Source organism: Providencia sp. PROV272 (genome assembly GCF_049901975.1).
GTDB lineage: Bacteria > Pseudomonadota > Gammaproteobacteria > Enterobacterales > Enterobacteriaceae > Providencia > Providencia stuartii.
This window is the reverse complement of the sequence record NZ_CP096291.1, coordinates 2,644,532-2,661,396: the sequence shown is the minus strand read 5'-3', so window position 1 is coordinate 2,661,396 and position 16,865 is coordinate 2,644,532. Positions and strand designations below refer to the sequence as shown.

Below are 16,865 nucleotides of genomic sequence, written 5' to 3'. Positions count from 1 at the left end.
AACTTTGCGAGCATCTAATGACGTGACAGCGGGACAATCAAAAATCTATTTTTATGAGTGGGCTTTTTAATCAGCGAAGAAGATAAACACGATGGCTAAACCAGATTGGGGGACTTTAGCCGGTGCATCTTGCCAGTTATTTGTGGGGGGAAGGAGGGGAAGTTTGGCGTTGAGGCAATCACTCGCTATTAAGGTGATGCGCTTAAAATGGCCACACAACATTTAGGGATGGTGAAAACCCGAACTGAATTAACCAGCAAAGGCGGCGAACCTATCAAAACCGAAGTTGCAAACATGATTTCACAAGAAGTTGCCGACGCTTATAAAAAACTAATGGGTTAATTACTGGAAATAGCCGTTTGAGCGAAAAAATAGGTTATGCAAAATTACACCTATTTTACGTACGTTTTATTCATTGAGAATTTATGCATTTTTAAGGAGTAATTTAGATAAATGGTGCTTATCTGCAGAAACTAAATTGAACCTGTTTTCCGTAGGGGTAAGCACCATTATTTTAAATAAAAATGTGTTAGTCACATTTAAGTGGGGGGCAGGATGCCCCTTAGGGGGTGTCGTTTAAAAGAAACAATAAAAGCATTGCCACGGCGTTATTAATCATATGCAAAATAATTGGTGCCATAAGCGAATTAGTCTGAATTCTGACATGGCAAAAAATAACGGACATCACAAAAATCATAATAAATGTGGCAGGTGAATTATATTGATGGTGTATCATTGCAAATAGTACAGAGGTGATAATAATCATCACATGCTTGCCATTTGGGCCGTAGCCCATTCCGGCATTCAGTAAAAAGCCTCTGAAAATAATTTCTTCAATAATTGGCGCTGCGAAAACGACTGACACGACCAGAATAAACTGATGCAATGGTGATAGGGCGAGCATCTCAAGTATCGATGTTTCATCTTCTCCGTAAAACATAGTTGCAACAGATAATATGACCATTGCTATTATTGGAAGCCTGAGATCTGAAAATCGTACTGTGCCGAAAGGCATTAGCCCGGTTTGTTTCTGGTAATATGCTCGAGAGAACAGGGAATAAGGTAAGATAAATAGAATCGTAAATAGGGGCCAAGCGGCTAAGGCATCGTTATAGGTGGTTATTCCAGGAAATGCCAGTAAGGCATACTGAATTAAGTACCAACCTACAAAAAAACTGACGCAGACCAAGCTGTGTAGAACTCTGTCCATAGATATCATTATTATCCACATTGTTTTGTTGTTTATAAACATTGATTTTAATGTATTACCAATAAAAAACCAAAAAATATTGGTTTTGTTTCATTTGCCATTGTCGAAGCGCTTAAGTGGATTATATTAAATAGCCCCTAAATGTAAGGAATTGACTAAGCCAACTCCTTCCCATTTGATTTAAAAATACTGAGCTATTTCCTGCATTAAGAGCATGTGACAAAGACAATCCAGCCCAATTTATCATTGATTAGGGGATGATTAACGACCCACGTAATCCTGAGTGTGGCTTACCCTCGTATATTCCATTTACTGCTCTTTCCTTGGCAGGAAGAATGGACTAAACGGTTTATCAGTAACGCACTAACAAAATATCGTCGTCTGTAATGAGGCGGCGCTAATCTCCCAGAGCGAGAATGATACGTATGATAATGTAAAACAATGCTATTAGCTTAATGAAACTTAATTTTAACTCTTATCTGGAGTAATAGCTATCATATATCTAGATATGGTGTATAGCTCGTAGGCTTACAATGATGCTGATGTGGGGCACGCACTGCAAAAGTAAATATACCTGCTCGTAATAAAAGTAAAATCGCAATACCAAAGCCAGCCACGAGCAAAAAATCACACTCAGGATGAGTAAATTAAAAATGCATTTGACCTTGGTTTTGCTTGCCACGAAAAAACCATGGAAAATTAGCTAAGGTAAAGTGAGTGCTGAATATCACAGGGAAATTTGTTGCAGGAATTACTTATCTGCCAGTTGATGACTTAAAAAGTATCAACAGCGTATTGATAGTGCTGCAAACTCTTAATGAGCCAATAGAAGTAGAAGTATTGAACTTCAATGATCTTAGTTTATCCCAATCAAGTTCAAGTCATGTGAACTATTACCAGCAAACAGATGATATGTTTGTTCTTGTTTCATCTTTAATTAAAAGCTGGATAAGAAACCACCCGGTTGCTAATGCGAATAAATGAACCGCTATGATGGCGAGTTGTGTTTATCTACTGCTTAACGGTTATGAGTTAACTACCCCAAAGAATGAGGTCATAGAGATGGCTAATGGAATGGCGACCAAAGAATATTCGCTTATTGAGTGAGATGGTTGGTTAAGTTTCTGATTTAGGCCTTTTGACTTAAGACAATTGTGTGAGTAAACGGAGACAGCAGCCATCTCAATCATCAAGATAAAGATAGACTAGTTCACTGTGGCGATTTTCCTATGTATGGCGGATTCAAGTCCGAAGTGCAACGCTAAGCCGCCTTTCTTAGCTCCGCAAACACCACCGAAGGTTGTCTGAACCCCAGACACTTGCGTGGCCTGCTGTTCAACGCTCCCTGATAGCGTTGTAAGTCTTCTTCTGTCACTGTCCGCAGGTCTGTTCCTTTCGGGATAAACTGTCTTAACAACCCATTCGTATTCTCGTTCAGCCCACGCTCATGCGAGGCATACGGATGGGCAAAGTACGTATCTGCGTTCAGTGCTTCTGCTATCGCCTTGTGCTCACTAAACTCTAGACCGTTATCGAACGTTATTGTGTGACATACATCCTGATACTCACTCAGCAGTGAGATAATGGCCTTACTGACTTCCACCGCATCCTTTGAAAACACCTTTTTTGTCAGGTAAATACGGCTTTTGCGTTCTGCCAGTGTCACGATAGCACCAGTGCCCTGTTTACCCTGCACCAAATCGGCCTCCCAGTCCCCCAGACGGCTACGGTCATCGACGACTGACGGCCGTAGCTCAATGGATACCGCATCAGGGATGCGCCCTCGTTTCTGCCCGTAGCCCTTACGATATCGCCGTTTGCCCTGCCTAAGATGCCTGTACAACTCGCCACCGCTACGCTTATCCGCATAGATATACTGGTAAATCCATTCATGGCTGACGCTAAGACCAATAATGCTGCCAATTGCACTTATTTGCTCAGGACTCCACTTCCACTCCAGAGCAAATATCACGAAATCTATGGTCTGCTGAGGAATTGTCCTTTTGGCAGATGACAGCCGCCTATCACAGCACTTCTGGTGTGCCTGTTGTGGGTTATAACCAGTATCTGAAGTGTTACGCCTCAGTTCACGGGAGACCGTGGACTTGCTTACACCGATACGGATACCTATCTCATGGCAGGATAAATTATCCTCACGCAGTATCGATATCTGGTATCGTTGTCCTTCGGTTAGTTGCTGATACTTCATACTTACTCGCTCATCTTTGGTCGGAAGAGCAGGATAGCTTATCAGTAGCTAACCGTCCTTCCATCTAACATGACCGAGCGTTGCACTTATTATCTGAATTCGCGTATAAAAAAGTCGAAGGTGTTATCACCTCAGCTATAGATAATACCATCATCGACCAACCTGCTAATTTCGCTAACAAAATTATTGGTTATTCAGATAGCACATGATTTTAAGGTCGCAGAATTATGTAAGACAGAAGTGTTTATTTGAATAGCAAATAAGTGATACTGATTAGAAAGGGAAGGTATCCAGTATTGAAAAGATATAAAGAATAATGTTAACAAGAGATATATCACTAAAATATATACGATTATATCAAAAATCTTTCCCGTGTGCTGATTGCGTTCAAATATAACAATATAAATCTTATTTAAGTCTGAATAGGATTTATATTAACTAGCCATACGGGAACAGCAATAGTTAAAATAACAAGTCAACAAAAAGCAACATCGCTACACATATGCAGATATAAAGAAAAGGGGGATGCCATCATCTTGAGCAAAGGAGGGTGCAACCGATACTGCATGCCCCTCTTTCTTTAATGACGCTAACTAACAATGTTCACCAAATAAATACATTGTGTGATATTTTAATTGACTTGAGAGTCTTCTTGCTCAGCGAATGCTTGTAATTCCCTGATATATCTATGCCATTGCCTTCCCTTTATTTCTTGAGCGTATTCACGAATAGGGAGGGTTAGGTCATGAGTGATAGAGTGGTCGATTCGAGAAATTTCAAATATAACAACCATCTCTCCATTAACTAAGTAGGTATAAATATTTTCACCTTGTTCAATCATCTCATAAATACAAAATACTGATTTTAATTCGGTAGGATGAATCACTTGCCTTAAGTAAGGGACTATCACCTCATTTTGTTTTATCATAAATTTCTGCATATAGTCTTGAGTGGTGTGTTTATTCTTCATTTATAAGCCTTTTAGCAATTCAGGGTTTAAATAACTATATATTTATAACCCGTCATAGTGAATGATCCCTAGCAACTGGCTCTCCAATTTTTGAGGACAAAACAGAAGATCAGGTCTCTGCCAGCAGTAGGCGTTCATAATGATCTATGGTTCGTTTAGCTCTTGAATTATTTCTGAAGAAAAGAACGATATTGACTCATGACTGTGTTTGGATAGTCGTTCAAAATGCGGTCACTTCATGACAAATCGTTTTTTGATGGATTCAAAATATTCAGTAAGATAATTGCCTATCTGTACACTGTATTTAGTGAAATTTCCTGCCAATGATTCTGTCTGTAAAGTAATTTATCACGCTACCAAGTCAGCCTCTAAACAGTGGCGTATGTCAATTTGAAGCCGAAGGCAGGCGATGCATCGCTTTATTATTGAGCTTAGTGACAGCATAGATGACTATCTTAAATGCAAGGCAAATACACAAAGGTATTTTAGGTGCGGATATAAATTTATCCGTAAATGCTTCCCTCTCAGCAATCGCTTCCTTTAACAACATAAATATTTATCATGGAAATAGCGGTTTATTTAATAAGGAATAAAAATGTTTAATGTTGCTATTATTATTTTTGATGAATTTACTGATATCGATTACTTTTTGATGCGTGATATTTTTGGTCGCTGCCGTGAGGATTGGAATGTTAGCGTGTTGGGCACTAAACCCTTTCACACATCTACTCTTGGGCAAAAGGTCGAAACCGATGGTCACGTCTCACTTGCAAATCAAGCTGATGTCGTTTTATTCAGCAGCGGTCAGCAAGGTGTGCCAAATGCACTTGCCGATGAAAGTTTTATGCAATCCTTTAAACTTAACAGTCAGCAACAAATCATTGGTTCTATTTGCGCAGGCTCCTTTATCTTACATAAGCTTGGATTATTGAATGACATTCAAGCAACGACACATCCCGATGCAAGAAATGCGTTTATTAATATGGGAGCAGACGTTGAAGATAAGCCTCTGGTTATTCGTGGTAATATCGGTACAGCAGGGGGGTGTTTATCCGCCTTATATTTAACGGGGTGGATAGCTGAAAAACTTTTTGATAGTGACAAACGTCGACAAATGCATCGTCAGATATTACCTGCAAACCAACACGAGTTATATGAACAAATTATTGTTAATGCAATTACAGAAGCCCAACACTAAATTACAATAAGTTTTATTGGTTTTTAAATGCGAAATGGATTGCGCAATAGTCTGAACCATCTGCTCAGCGGGTGGTTATGTTTTGTGCTATAGCATCGCTATTCTTATTAAATATGTCATTTTTTACCTTGAATATTGATGAAAAATCAAAAACAGAATTGTTCAGTTATAGATGAACAACGTCAGGGCTGATAGAAAAAAATGGTGCCGCGTGGTGAGTGTTTAATTATACATATTGCTCAATGAATGACCTTGATAAGGCTTATTTTAATATTATCGGGTGTATTACTGTTTTGATAGCATTATTATCAACCCCCTTTTATCACTGCGCATAGCTGATGATTAATATAACAATGTGCTACAGTGATTATTAGTATTTGAGTGATCCCTCAACTAACCAAAAACATCAAAATAAAGCCTCACCGAAGTGAGGCTTATGTATATGCGCTTTGCTAAAGAAACACTAAAGATCCTATACACGGTAAATGAATAAAGAATATTGCAGAAAGTACCAATATCAGGGTTAGCAATAAAAGGATTGAATGTCTAAAAAAGCTTACAGATTTTGGATTTTTCAGGAAAAATATTAATAAAAATGGGATGATAATTCCTAATATAGATACATAAGTTAGATACTTATCCAAATATTTAAACATAACTAACCCTATTTAAATTGGCTCTTTATATTGTCATTTCACGTACACAAATGGTCATTTATATCTGCCAGCTAGTAAGGCCGTCAGTGCCAATGACATTGTAGTGACAGCGGCTGCAAGGTAGCTTCCTTTAGAGCAGTGCGGCATAACGAGTTTTAAATTCCCAGTTATAGGCCACACCAGTCTTGCTCTTGCCATTATCCCAATTCACCGACCAAGTCATTAGGCCTTTAATCGACAAGTTTTTGGCATCAAGACGCGCAAAAGCATTATAGACAGCTTGTTTATCAATCACATAACCAGAGCCAGCAGCATCATTGTTGGCAGGCAAACCGATAACAAATTTAGAGGGTGGAATTTTTGTATAACCGCGGGTACCAGTAACTAGACTTTCAGTCAGGTAATACAAAAAGTCTTCTTTCATTGCGTCACTATTTTGGGAGAGCCAAGCACCTTTACCGCTCGTGGTTTCATCAACCCAAATACCATCGCCACCCTGATTATAATATTGCGGAGCAATAAAATCATAATATCCTTCGAGGGCATTGATATAATCTAGATAAGCACCGTTGATGCGTAAATATGGGAATTCTGGCGCCATACTGATAATAAAGTTTTTCCCTTCGGCGGCGTAATGTTCTTTTACTTTTTTCAATGCGGCAGGTAAAACTGTTTTATTATTAGCTGAACTAATGGCTGTTTGCTCTAAATCGATATCTAAGCCATCAAAGCCGTAGGTTTCCACCAAACGGATAATTTCATTAGTTAGCTTGTCTTCGTCGCCAGTTTTCAATTGGATATGCGCATCGGCACCACCTAGGGAAATGAGTACTGCGCGGCCTTGGCTGTTTAATACTCCGACTTGACGGCGGAACTCGGCATCCGACAGATTGTATGGCTTGAAGGTTGGAATACCTTCGCCTTTCATAAAGGCCACGGCCACCACGTTATATTCTTCAGGAATGTCTGTCAGATTCATATTGGCACATTGCCCCTGCTGATAGCCATCACTGGCACCCGCGGCCCAATTGTGCCAAAAACCCATCATAATTTTTTTATTAGAGATATCCGGCATGGCGGCTGCGTCATCTACGACTTGTGTATTGATAATGTTATCTGAGCTCATAGTAACCTCGTTATTTTAGGTAAGATTAATTCCACACGCGCCAATATTGGTGGGCGTAAAGATATAATGCGTTTTTTTAACGAGGGTAAGGTGAAACCTTTTCCTGCCAATAATAAATTAAATTCAAGCTGACTGGAAAATATAGGATGCTTTCAAAAAAGAATGTTTTGCTCTTAGATGTATAATTTTTCAGATTAGTGGAGGCGTATTTATAGCAATGGCTATCTTCAAATGACTCACTAAAGAGTAAATAAATTATGACAGTAATTGTTACATATTATTTATAGCTATTATTCCAATTTATATTGATGATATTTATTGTCAGTATCATGCCGCGGTTTTCACTTATGAAGCGAGTGACGATTAGCTTTGTGAAATAAATAAATGAACCATAATCTGATAATGTTGACAAATTAGCAGGGGTTCGCAAGAAGCTAGAAGCGACGTATCAAGTGAGCCGTGCAAGAAAATAAAATAGGTAATTCTGCTAGTATTATTGGTTGCAGCGGAATAGCTAGTGTTTATTTTATAAATGATAATGATTGTTTATAAGTGGAATATTATCTGCTTTGGTCTTTATTGTCTATTTTATGGAGGATGCCAAAGATATTACAACAAAATTCTAAAATTAGAGATTGCAGTGGTGAGTCGTAATAGAAAAATAGAGTATTTCGCTTTTAGTTAAAATGCTAGAATCATTCTACCGATGAAAATGCGATAGAGAATTTAGATGATTAGATTATTTCTATTTTTAATATTTGTGTTCCCTTCAATCACATACGCTGCAAGTTTTGATTGTGCTAAGGCTCAGAGTAATGTGGAAAAACTAATATGCAATACTCCTGAGCTATCTAAAGCAGATGATGAATTATATGTTGATTATCTGCAAGCAAAGTTAGTAACTGGAAATAGCGATGAATTTAAGAGGTTAGTTAAAAAGAATTGGGAATTGCGGGTTAAAAATTGCGATACAAAGTCGTGCTTGCTAGATTGGTATCATCGCTCAACGATTATTTATAGAAATATTGCTGCTAGCCAACCAGTAGATGAGCAAGATATATCTGAATTTAATTATTATTATAATTCGCCAGTAAAGTTAAGAGGCGTTATTAGATTAGAAAAACCAGATGGGTTCTTAACATTAAGAACAGATAATATAATTTCTGTCTCATCAAAAGAACCGGAAGATAGTGAGGGAGAGCCCACTGAATGGGGGATAGGTGCTTTGCATTTAGCACCAAGAAATTCAGATCAATTTAATCAGCTAAAAGAGATCCAAGGTAAAAAGGTAGATATCACTTGTGACCTATACCATGCAACCAATATTCATCACAAAACTCCGGTTCTTTGCAGTGTTGAACATTATGTTTTGGTTAAGTAATTGGCAGTATGGCATAAAACTGAAAACATAAAGTATCGTAGAAAAATGAAATAGGGCAACCTGCTATTCGTTTGTGATGAGTGACTGAAGGTACGATATTTTTATCTTTTTTTACCCTTTATTTTTTGCTCAAAAAATTTTCCTTTAAAAATAATAAGTTATATTATGTCGTAGAAATGAAGGTATTTTGCATAAAATCGTTGTAATTTATTGTTGCGCTAAGATTTTTTCCTGATAATTTATAGTGTACTGCCGCATAGGCAGCTTAGAAAGGCGCATTTTTTGCAGGGGCAATCGTTGTTTTGTGTACTGCCGCATAGGCAGCTTAGAAACTGAAACTATCAGCTATTTAAAGCGACAGGGATGTGTACTGCCGCATAGGCAGCTTAGAAATTGGCGATATCGCACTCATGGATGATTTTTTGGTGTACTCCGGATGCAACTCCCGCTATCGCTGGCAACACCAGAGGAAATTGTAAAACCAAAACAAATAGTGAAAGTAAAACAAATTATGCGGGAACCATATATTTGACATAACCTAAAACAGCAAAGTTTATCGATTATATTCGTGAAGCATTACACCATCAACATGCAAAAAGGCATCTCTTAGTATTCCCAATGATTGAAACTCATTTAACTTATGATAATACGTCGACTCTACCTGTTCACGGGTAAGGCCTGTGAGGTAATCACTTTGTTGATTTGTTTCCCAATAAATCTCACCTTTTCCTTTTATGAAGTATCCTCTTAAAAATCCAGGCCATTTATCACGCATGTTAGATATCAACAGAGAGTGGCTATCAGGCTGTGTTGCTTGAAATTCATGAAAAAAATCACCTCTAAAGATAAAAATATTATTGCATTTAGTACATTGATAGATATCTCTTACATACTTGTATGCTACAGAAGCAAAATTATCTCTAGACTCCCCTTCTAGTTCATCAAGAAAATCATAGAAGTCTTGATCAGAGATGTAATAAGCCTTATAACTAAGATAATCTGTATTATCCCTAATTATATGACCGCAGCTACATTGAAACTTAGACATTTAATATTGACCTCATAATTCTGGATTTAGAATAAGATTATCGCCAATATTAATAATACATAATGTTAGATAAAAACATCATAAATATCTTAAAATTACCTAGAGTGATAAATATAACAGTATGCTAAATAAAAACACACTGAATTGACGTAAACACGGGCTTATAGGCTTACAAATCAAACTTGCTCATGGATATCTTATCAATTAATCTCTTTAGTAAATGGTCATTATTTTTTCCACACTGGGGATGGCTAATTTTTGAGGCGCTTAACCCATGATATTGGGTACGACTCATTGTATTTATTGCTTAGTCAAGTGAGATAATCTTTGATTAAAATACACTAGTATGAAAAGATTACCATTAATGTATTAGAGTAAGAGGAAATGCGTGTCAATGAAGGCAATATATTTATTACTGGGGTTGCTGTTTTCATCTTTTGCATTCTCAGCTGAAAACTCAGTGATGATCCTTGGCGATGATTATAGGCATACCTTAGTTAAGGAGCTAGAAGGGGCAACATTTGTAACTCATGGAAAGAATGACTCACTCATTCAGCAGGTTAAACAAGCATTTAATCAAGACAGTATTATTTTGGTTATTAACATGGCGGATGGACCAACTCAAAATCTTAGAGAATCCATCTTAATAGCAAGGCAATCAGGTCATAATTCTGTCCAAGTTTATTATCATGGTAAGCATTTACCAAAAGAGATGCTTAATGATGATGACTTTAAAAAGCTAATGACACTTGTTGTTAAGGAAGTTAACGAATTATTGGATCTGTATGAAATCCAAATAACAGGGGCTTATTATGATTGGGAAAGAGATTTTCCAGAAAAATTTCAGTTACAAAAAAATATTATGGCTAAATTTAGTCCAGAGCCTAACACGTTAATGACTGAAATACATAGTTATGCCTATGTGTTTACAAAGGAAGAAGCAAGTGATAATACTATCATCACTGATGGAACGGTATTGGCATTTGCTTGTCAGGATGTCATTGGTAATGCGACTGTTCGAAGCCAAGATCCCATAAAGAGAGGTGGGAATTATTCTCACATAGTATTGGAGTTAGAAAAGCCAACATTGATCCCTTTACATGCACGATGCTTAGGTACATTAAATAACACGTTAGCTATGGCTTTTATTACTGTATTAGAGAATGAGAAATAATGAAATATCATGATAGTTTTAAGGTATCCACTATCTCATTTTGTTTTAAATACCTGTTTATAGACAGATGTTTGAATGATGAATGGAGCTATTAACGAATACGCACTAAACTCCTGAATATATAATTGTATTCAATTTGTCAGGCTGTATGTTATGAAATATTTAGAGCGTTATCTGTATCATATCATCTATTGAATTTTATGATAAATATAACGGTATCATTATCAATTTAACTATTTAAATTTATCAATATATTAATGCTAAATAGAGTATATTGATTGAAATAAACGCCACTTATACAATTTAACGGAAAAATTCTTTTAGCGAAGAAGCTTTAAACCCTATTTAAATCCTTTACAGAACAGTATGTTTATTCTGTTTTATATAGAGTGCATATCAATCTCAGGTGCCTCAGCTAGAAACTATCCGAAGGTATTAGCAATGGGGCATCATTTCATTTGGTTTGCGGCAATTGAAAAAGTTATTGATGCTTTAGATAAATGATCGCTGATAAAAATTAGCAAACATGATATTTTCAGAATCACATTAAAATCAGATAGTTACAAAAAATATAACTATTGAAAATGAATTGACAATTTTCCGAGTGATTTAAGCGCGGTAATTGCGACCTCTTTATTAGGATCAAAGCAAAGCTCTATTAATCGGTTTAAGGTTTCTTCATTTTGAATTGCGTATTTGTAATCACCAAGGATGGATATCGCAGTGAGTTTAACTTCATTATTAGTTCCTTGTGTGAGCTGGATTAGTGTATTTAATATGATTTTTTGTCGTGAATGATTCATTTATTCATACCTAGCTAGGATATGTTAAGAAAAATCTGATTATAATCAGCCAAAATAGACATCATATTGTTATTTCTCCTTATTGCATTGTTCCTAGATGACAACTTTAATAAAAAGTATATGAGAAATTTGCATTTTATAAACAATAGCAACTAAATTTACTACGGATAGGCATCGGTATAATCACCATCTAATGTTAAAATCAGGGCGAAGTAGGTTTTTTATACATCCTATTAGTAAAATACATGATAGGAAAACTTAATAGATAGTTAAATTAACTGAGCTAAGAGGTATTTTCACTATTTGAGTATAGAGTGCTAATAAGAGCCCAAAATATGGGCTCTCATCTATAAACGTCATTCATGTGTTATTCTCAACAAATTGAATGTTAATTACTTAAATTCACATCGATAACTTGATAAAAAGCATTTTGGGTATTATCAACATCCCATGTTGCAAGAATAACATGGTAACCTTCATGATCAGCGGGCACATCACATATAAAGTTGATATCCACTTCGATCAATGGCATTGCTCCATGATCATCTCTTTGACAAAATGGCGTTAACTCAAAAGCTGAACGAGTTAATGGTGCTGATTGGTCCCAGCCATTTTTTGTAATAAAAAACCGCCAATTATCGGTTGCATGAGCCATAGTTAGATACCAAGTGAAGGTATTGAGACCCGTTTTCATATTGTCCACTCCCCCTAAAATAAGACAGCTATAATTAGAGTTTCTGCCCTAAAAATTGCAGAGGTCATGATGAAAAAAGCCCGTTTTACTGAAACTCAAATCGTTAATATTTTAAAGCTCGCTGATTCAGGGATGAAAGTGGAAGACATTTGTCGCCAAAATGGGATCAGTAACGCCACTTATTATATCTATGGACTACCTCCGTTTTGCAAGTACTGAATCAGGTTTTAGGTTGTTGCTTACATCTATCCGGCATCAGAAATATCTGTGCCCAAATGGGTAATCCGCACACAATCGCCTCAACAACTGGACGGCCACGAAGGCCAATATAATAATCAGGTTCCGATCGTGCAGGTTTAACCTGTGACCATTTTTCAATACTTTGCAACTTTTAAAGGTATGCTATTACACTGCCAGTCTGTACTCGGTTTCATTGTGAAGAATTGACCAAATAATTCTGGCATTTTTATTGGCGACTGCAACGGTCGTTTTGTTAAATCCTCGTCGCTCTTTTAGCTGATTAACCCATTGATTTAAATAACCCTCATTATTATTTGCAGCCACTCTAACGACTGCCCTGGCTCCATGAATAAATAAGGTTCGCAAATGCTTGTCGCCTTTTTTCGTCATATTCATCAGTACCTGCCTGTCACCACTCGAGTGCTGTCGTGGAACCAGACCAAGCCATGCGGCAAAGTGACGACCATTTTTAAATTCAGTTCCTTTGCCTATCGCGGCAACAACAGCTGTTGCTGTTTTAGGGCCAATGCCTTTAACTTTGGCAATGCGCTGGCAGGCTTCTGATTGCCTGAACACAGCATCAATTTCTTTATCAAAAAAGCCTATGCGACGACCAAGATCGTTAAAGAGATCATAAAGTTCTGCAATCGTCCTGCGCATTCTAACGCTAAGACCATTTTCAGCATCTTCAAGAATAAGCGGAACAGCACGACGAACTCTTGAGACTGCCGAGCCGATTGTTATTCCCCGATCAAGCAGCAGTCCCCGGATTTGACAAACTGTCGCAGTGCGGTGATTAACAATACGCTGTCTTGCACGGTGCAGAGCCTGAATATCCTGCTGTTCAGGGCTTTTGGGTGGTACGAACTGCATTGTTGGCTGCATCAGAGCAATTGCGATAGCCTGTGCATCATTACCGTCATTTTTTTGCCCGCGGACAAAGGGTTTTACATACTGGGGACTGATCACTTTTACCTTATGTCCCAGTTTTTCGAACTCACGCTGCCAGTAAAATGCTCCCGTGGAGGCTTCCACACCAATCAGGCAGGCCGGAATATTCGCGATAGTCTGTAGTAACGTTTTACGATCAGTGCGTTTTTTATAAACCGGTTTACCCGCCTGATTTAATCCACAAAGCTGAAAAACATTTTTAGCCAGATCAATACCGAGATAGATAACATTCATGATAATGCTCCTGCTGAGTATATTTTATTCAGTTAACCTCAGAGGGAGGAGGTAGTCCATCCCATTAATTGGAAATCAAAATATGGTGGCATGGAAGCTAATGATGTTAAACGATTAAAAGAGCTTGAGGAGGAAAATGCGAAACTGAAAAAGCTCTTTGCGGAAGTCAGCCTTGAAAATCATGCGATGAAGGAGCTTTTTGCAAAAAAGGGTTGGTAGTGACTGAAAAGAAGTCCTGTGCACAATCATTAAAAGAGGGCAGGTTTATCAGTCATTAAGGCTTGCAAACTAACTTCATTGCCCCGAGCTACTTTTTACCGTCAACCGTTAGATTGGCGTAAAAAAGACCAAGTGGTGATCGATGCCATACAATCTGTGTTAGCGAAATCACCACAATCAGGATTTTGGAAATGCTATTTTCGGCTGCGATTTCAAGGCTATTCTTTTAATCATAAACGAGTTTATCGCGTTTATTGTCGATTAGGATTGAACTTGAAACGACGGGTTAAAAAGGTGCTTCCGAAGCGTGAAAAAAGACCATTAGTGATAGAAAAAGTCCCGAATATTCAATGGGCTTTGGATTTTGTACACGACAGTTTGTACTGTGGTAAACGCTTCAGAACCTTGAATATTATTGATGAGGGGACACGTGAGTGCCTGGCAATTGAAGTTGATACGTCATTGCCTGCTGAACGAGTCATTAGAGTACTAGAACGTTTGAAAATCGATAGAGGATTGCCGAAACAAATTCGAGTGGATAATGGGCCTGAACTTATTTCAGCTAATCTATTGAATTATTGTAAAAATAATCGAATTGATTTATGCCATATTCAACCCGGTAAACCTCAACAAAACGGTTTTATCGAACGATTTAATGGTTCATTTCGCCGTGAATTTTTAAATGCCTATTTATTTGAATCATTAAGCCAAGTACGAGAGATGGTGTGGTTTTGGCAGCAAGATTACAATCTAAATCGAACCCACGAAAGTTTAAATAACCTCCCACCGGAGACATACCGTAAACAGTTAGAAATCTCTAATTTGAAGTGTCTTAATTAATGGGGAGTGGACAATATCAATTTTATGCCAACGGGTAGGTGTTTGCACATCAAGAGGACTGAAACGTTCTATACCACCTCCGCTAGCTATTAATCCATCAGGAGGCCCAGATTCTGGAAAGCCTTTTTGAGTTTCAATGCTCTGAGGTTCATATTCAGGCCCTAATCCACAATCATTGTTTAATGGTGTTTTTGGCTCCTTAGAACCTATCCCAATAGGATTTTATTCCAGACAATGATGGCACAGGCAAGATGCAGCATTGCCTCATAATTCTCGACCTTCTTCTCCCAACGAGTCAGGACACGACGGTAGCGATTCATCCAACTGTGTGTTCTCTCTACAACCCAGCGGTGGGCCTTAAAATCCGTGTTTTTGATGGCTTCTGATTCATCCTTCCGTGACTGGATATGAGGTTCATAGCGACGACTTTTCAGATACGCTCCCAACCATTCCGCTTCATACCCTTTGTCCATGCACAACCGGAGCCTCTTGCCCGGTCTGCCCGTCTGGAGGGCATCGAGCGTATCCGCAACCAGCTTTATGTCGTGCGTATTTGCTCCAGCGACAACCAGTGCAAGCGGAAGCCCGTTCCCGTCAGTCATCAGACTGCGCTTTACGCCCCGTTTCCCTCGGTCTGTTGGGTTCTTGCCTGTTTTTTTGAGCCTGCCAGCGGTGATTTGGTCATACAACCATCCATCGACAGCCACGACCAGTCAATAGCGTCCAACTGTTCGCAAGCAAGCAACCCGTTTTGCCAGAAGCGTTCAAATACGCCAGCATCCCGCCACTCCTGAAATCGGCGATGAGCAGAGCTTGACGAGCATATACCGGTGGCATTTAGCGCATTCCACTGGCAACCCGTCCTGAGTACGAAGAAAATGGCGTTCATTGCAGCGCGATTATCAACCCGCTTGCGGTGCGTACCCAGCGGGTGTTGAGTTCTATGCTCCGGGATGAGAGGAGCCATTTTCTCCCAGAGTTCATCACTGATTTGCCACTTATTACCTACCATACGTTGCCCTCATAAATTATCATTATGTATTATCTGACAATTCCTTTTGGGATAGGTTCTTAAGATAGTCGTTAAAGCTACATAGATAAGCGCGACTTTCTGGCATCCTTATATAGCCATGGGCGCTCGCGTAGAATGAAAATAACGTTAATACAGTGCCTAATATACTTGGATATATTAATGGTATGATTAGATTTTTCATAATCACCTCGGACATAAAGATAAAGAATATTTACTGAACGATTATTGAATGATGTGTCAGAGAACTCATTCATCGTTTCAGTAATAATATTTTTATCATACTGACTTGCAGCAAAATTGAATAATTTAGTTCTTTATTTATTAAATTTTGCGTCATCTTTGCTGATTAATCATCTAATTAGTTAAATCTAAGTATTATTTAATGAGATTTAAGGGTATGAGAAGTTGAAATAGGGTAGAGTGGTATTATCCTAACCCTCCAAAGGAAAAGAGGGTTAGAACCAATAGCATTATTCAATCAGCATTAGGGGCCTTCGCCGCCTGAATCAATCCCTCCCATTCCTGGTGTATAAGTTATGCAATCTGGTTTGCCTGTAACAGGATTTGGTTCAGGTGAGCACCAAGTAACAGTGTTAGTCGCGTAAGCCGATGAACAAAGAATTGAAATAATAAACAATAGTTTTTTCATGATTATTTCCTTCTATTTGATAATCATGACTACTTTATTTTAATTATGTAGGAGAAGTTCATATTCCATTACTTAATGTGATAGGTGTCTCTTAAATCATCTTTTATTTAAGTGATTGATTTAATGTTCCTAAAAATAAGAGGTGATATTTTACTATATGGGTAATTTATAGGTTAAGGTTGTTATGGCGTAATCATTAAAATATTTTATTGATTATGGTGTAACTGATA

Annotated in this window: 13 protein-coding genes and 5 pseudogenes; 7 read left to right on the top strand and 11 right to left on the bottom strand. The window is 37.9% G+C overall.

Features of this window, described 5'->3' with window-relative positions; all coding sequences use genetic code 11:
* Positions 1–207 precede the first annotated feature (207 nt).
* Positions 208–342, top strand: a complete 135-nt coding sequence (locus M1E93_RS12260) for a hypothetical protein (RefSeq protein ID WP_004918846.1) — start codon at positions 208–210, stop codon at positions 340–342.
* A gap of 220 nt (positions 343–562) precedes the next feature.
* Here M1E93_RS12260 and M1E93_RS12255 read toward each other — a convergent pair whose 3' ends face one another.
* Complete coding sequence (locus M1E93_RS12255; RefSeq protein WP_060561331.1) at positions 563–1,219, bottom strand: CPBP family intramembrane glutamic endopeptidase; 657 nt, start codon at positions 1,217–1,219, stop codon at positions 563–565.
* Between the two features lie 708 nt (positions 1,220–1,927).
* Between M1E93_RS12255 and M1E93_RS12250 the strand changes: the two genes are divergently transcribed.
* Positions 1,928–2,194 carry a hypothetical protein gene (locus tag M1E93_RS12250; RefSeq protein WP_004918857.1) on the top strand — a complete coding sequence of 89 codons (267 nt, stop codon included), beginning with the start codon at positions 1,928–1,930 and terminating at the stop codon, positions 2,192–2,194.
* 277 nt (positions 2,195–2,471) lie between these two features.
* Here M1E93_RS12250 and M1E93_RS12245 read toward each other — a convergent pair whose 3' ends face one another.
* A complete protein-coding gene (locus M1E93_RS12245; protein ID WP_140035165.1) occupies positions 2,472–3,419 on the bottom strand; it encodes an IS30 family transposase in 948 nt (315 codons plus the stop codon).
* A 631-nt stretch (positions 3,420–4,050) separates the two neighbouring features.
* Positions 4,051–4,389, bottom strand: a complete 339-nt coding sequence (locus M1E93_RS12240; RefSeq protein ID WP_163762058.1) for a hypothetical protein — start codon at positions 4,387–4,389, stop codon at positions 4,051–4,053.
* 595 nt (positions 4,390–4,984) lie between these two features.
* Between M1E93_RS12240 and M1E93_RS12235 the strand changes: the two genes are divergently transcribed.
* A complete protein-coding gene (locus M1E93_RS12235; protein WP_036943804.1) occupies positions 4,985–5,587 on the top strand; it encodes a DJ-1/PfpI family protein in 603 nt (200 codons plus the stop codon).
* A gap of 789 nt (positions 5,588–6,376) precedes the next feature.
* On the opposite strand, the pseudogene M1E93_RS12230 reads toward M1E93_RS12235, so the two are convergent.
* Positions 6,377–7,369, bottom strand: a pseudogene (locus tag M1E93_RS12230) (chitinase); the annotation flags it as partial.
* Between the two features lie 730 nt (positions 7,370–8,099).
* On the opposite strand from M1E93_RS12230, the gene M1E93_RS12225 reads away from it, so the two are divergent.
* Positions 8,100–8,750 (top strand): DUF4431 domain-containing protein, encoded by a 651-nt coding sequence (locus tag M1E93_RS12225; protein WP_014658149.1) that lies wholly within the window; start codon positions 8,100–8,102, stop codon positions 8,748–8,750.
* A 553-nt stretch (positions 8,751–9,303) separates the two neighbouring features.
* Here the strand turns inward: M1E93_RS12225 and M1E93_RS12220 are convergent.
* Positions 9,304–9,798: a hypothetical protein gene (locus M1E93_RS12220; RefSeq protein ID WP_004918885.1), complete on the bottom strand. Its 495-nt coding sequence runs from the start codon at positions 9,796–9,798 to the stop codon at positions 9,304–9,306.
* A gap of 394 nt (positions 9,799–10,192) precedes the next feature.
* Between M1E93_RS12220 and M1E93_RS12215 the strand changes: the two genes are divergently transcribed.
* Positions 10,193–10,972, top strand: a complete 780-nt coding sequence (locus tag M1E93_RS12215) for an elongation factor Tu (RefSeq protein ID WP_053110723.1) — start codon at positions 10,193–10,195, stop codon at positions 10,970–10,972.
* Positions 10,973–11,547: 575 nt separating this feature from the next.
* Here M1E93_RS12215 and M1E93_RS12210 read toward each other — a convergent pair.
* Both M1E93_RS12210 and M1E93_RS12205 read right to left on the bottom strand, forming a co-directional pair.
* Positions 11,548–11,775 carry a HEAT repeat domain-containing protein gene (locus tag M1E93_RS12210; protein WP_004918896.1) on the bottom strand — a complete coding sequence of 76 codons (228 nt, stop codon included), beginning with the start codon at positions 11,773–11,775 and terminating at the stop codon, positions 11,548–11,550.
* A gap of 388 nt (positions 11,776–12,163) precedes the next feature.
* Positions 12,164–12,472: pseudogene (locus tag M1E93_RS12205) on the bottom strand (lytic polysaccharide monooxygenase); the annotation flags it as partial.
* A gap of 66 nt (positions 12,473–12,538) precedes the next feature.
* On the opposite strand from M1E93_RS12205, the pseudogene M1E93_RS12200 reads away from it, so the two are divergent.
* Positions 12,539–12,655, top strand: a pseudogene (locus M1E93_RS12200) (transposase); the annotation flags it as partial.
* Between the two features lie 219 nt (positions 12,656–12,874).
* On the opposite strand, the gene M1E93_RS12195 reads toward M1E93_RS12200, so the two are convergent.
* Positions 12,875–13,894, bottom strand: a complete 1,020-nt coding sequence (locus tag M1E93_RS12195) for an IS110 family transposase (protein ID WP_040132571.1) — start codon at positions 13,892–13,894, stop codon at positions 12,875–12,877.
* Between the two features lie 66 nt (positions 13,895–13,960).
* Between M1E93_RS12195 and M1E93_RS12190 the strand changes: the two are divergent.
* Positions 13,961–14,953, top strand: a pseudogene (locus M1E93_RS12190) (IS3 family transposase); the annotation flags it as partial.
* On the opposite strand, the gene M1E93_RS12185 reads toward M1E93_RS12190, so the two are convergent.
* The 3 genes and pseudogenes from M1E93_RS12185 to M1E93_RS12175 all read right to left on the bottom strand — a co-directional run bounded on the left by M1E93_RS12185 (position 14,921) and on the right by M1E93_RS12175 (position 16,635).
* Positions 14,921–15,163: a lytic polysaccharide monooxygenase gene (locus M1E93_RS12185; protein ID WP_426207288.1), complete on the bottom strand. Its 243-nt coding sequence runs from the start codon at positions 15,161–15,163 to the stop codon at positions 14,921–14,923. The pseudogene M1E93_RS12190 and the gene M1E93_RS12185 overlap by 33 nt on opposite strands.
* Positions 15,160–15,920, bottom strand: a pseudogene (locus M1E93_RS12180) (IS5 family transposase). Before M1E93_RS12180 ends, M1E93_RS12185 begins: the two are co-directional and overlap by 4 nt.
* A gap of 550 nt (positions 15,921–16,470) precedes the next feature.
* Positions 16,471–16,635 carry a hypothetical protein gene (locus M1E93_RS12175; protein WP_004918906.1) on the bottom strand — a complete coding sequence of 55 codons (165 nt, stop codon included), beginning with the start codon at positions 16,633–16,635 and terminating at the stop codon, positions 16,471–16,473.
* Positions 16,636–16,865 lie beyond the last annotated feature (230 nt).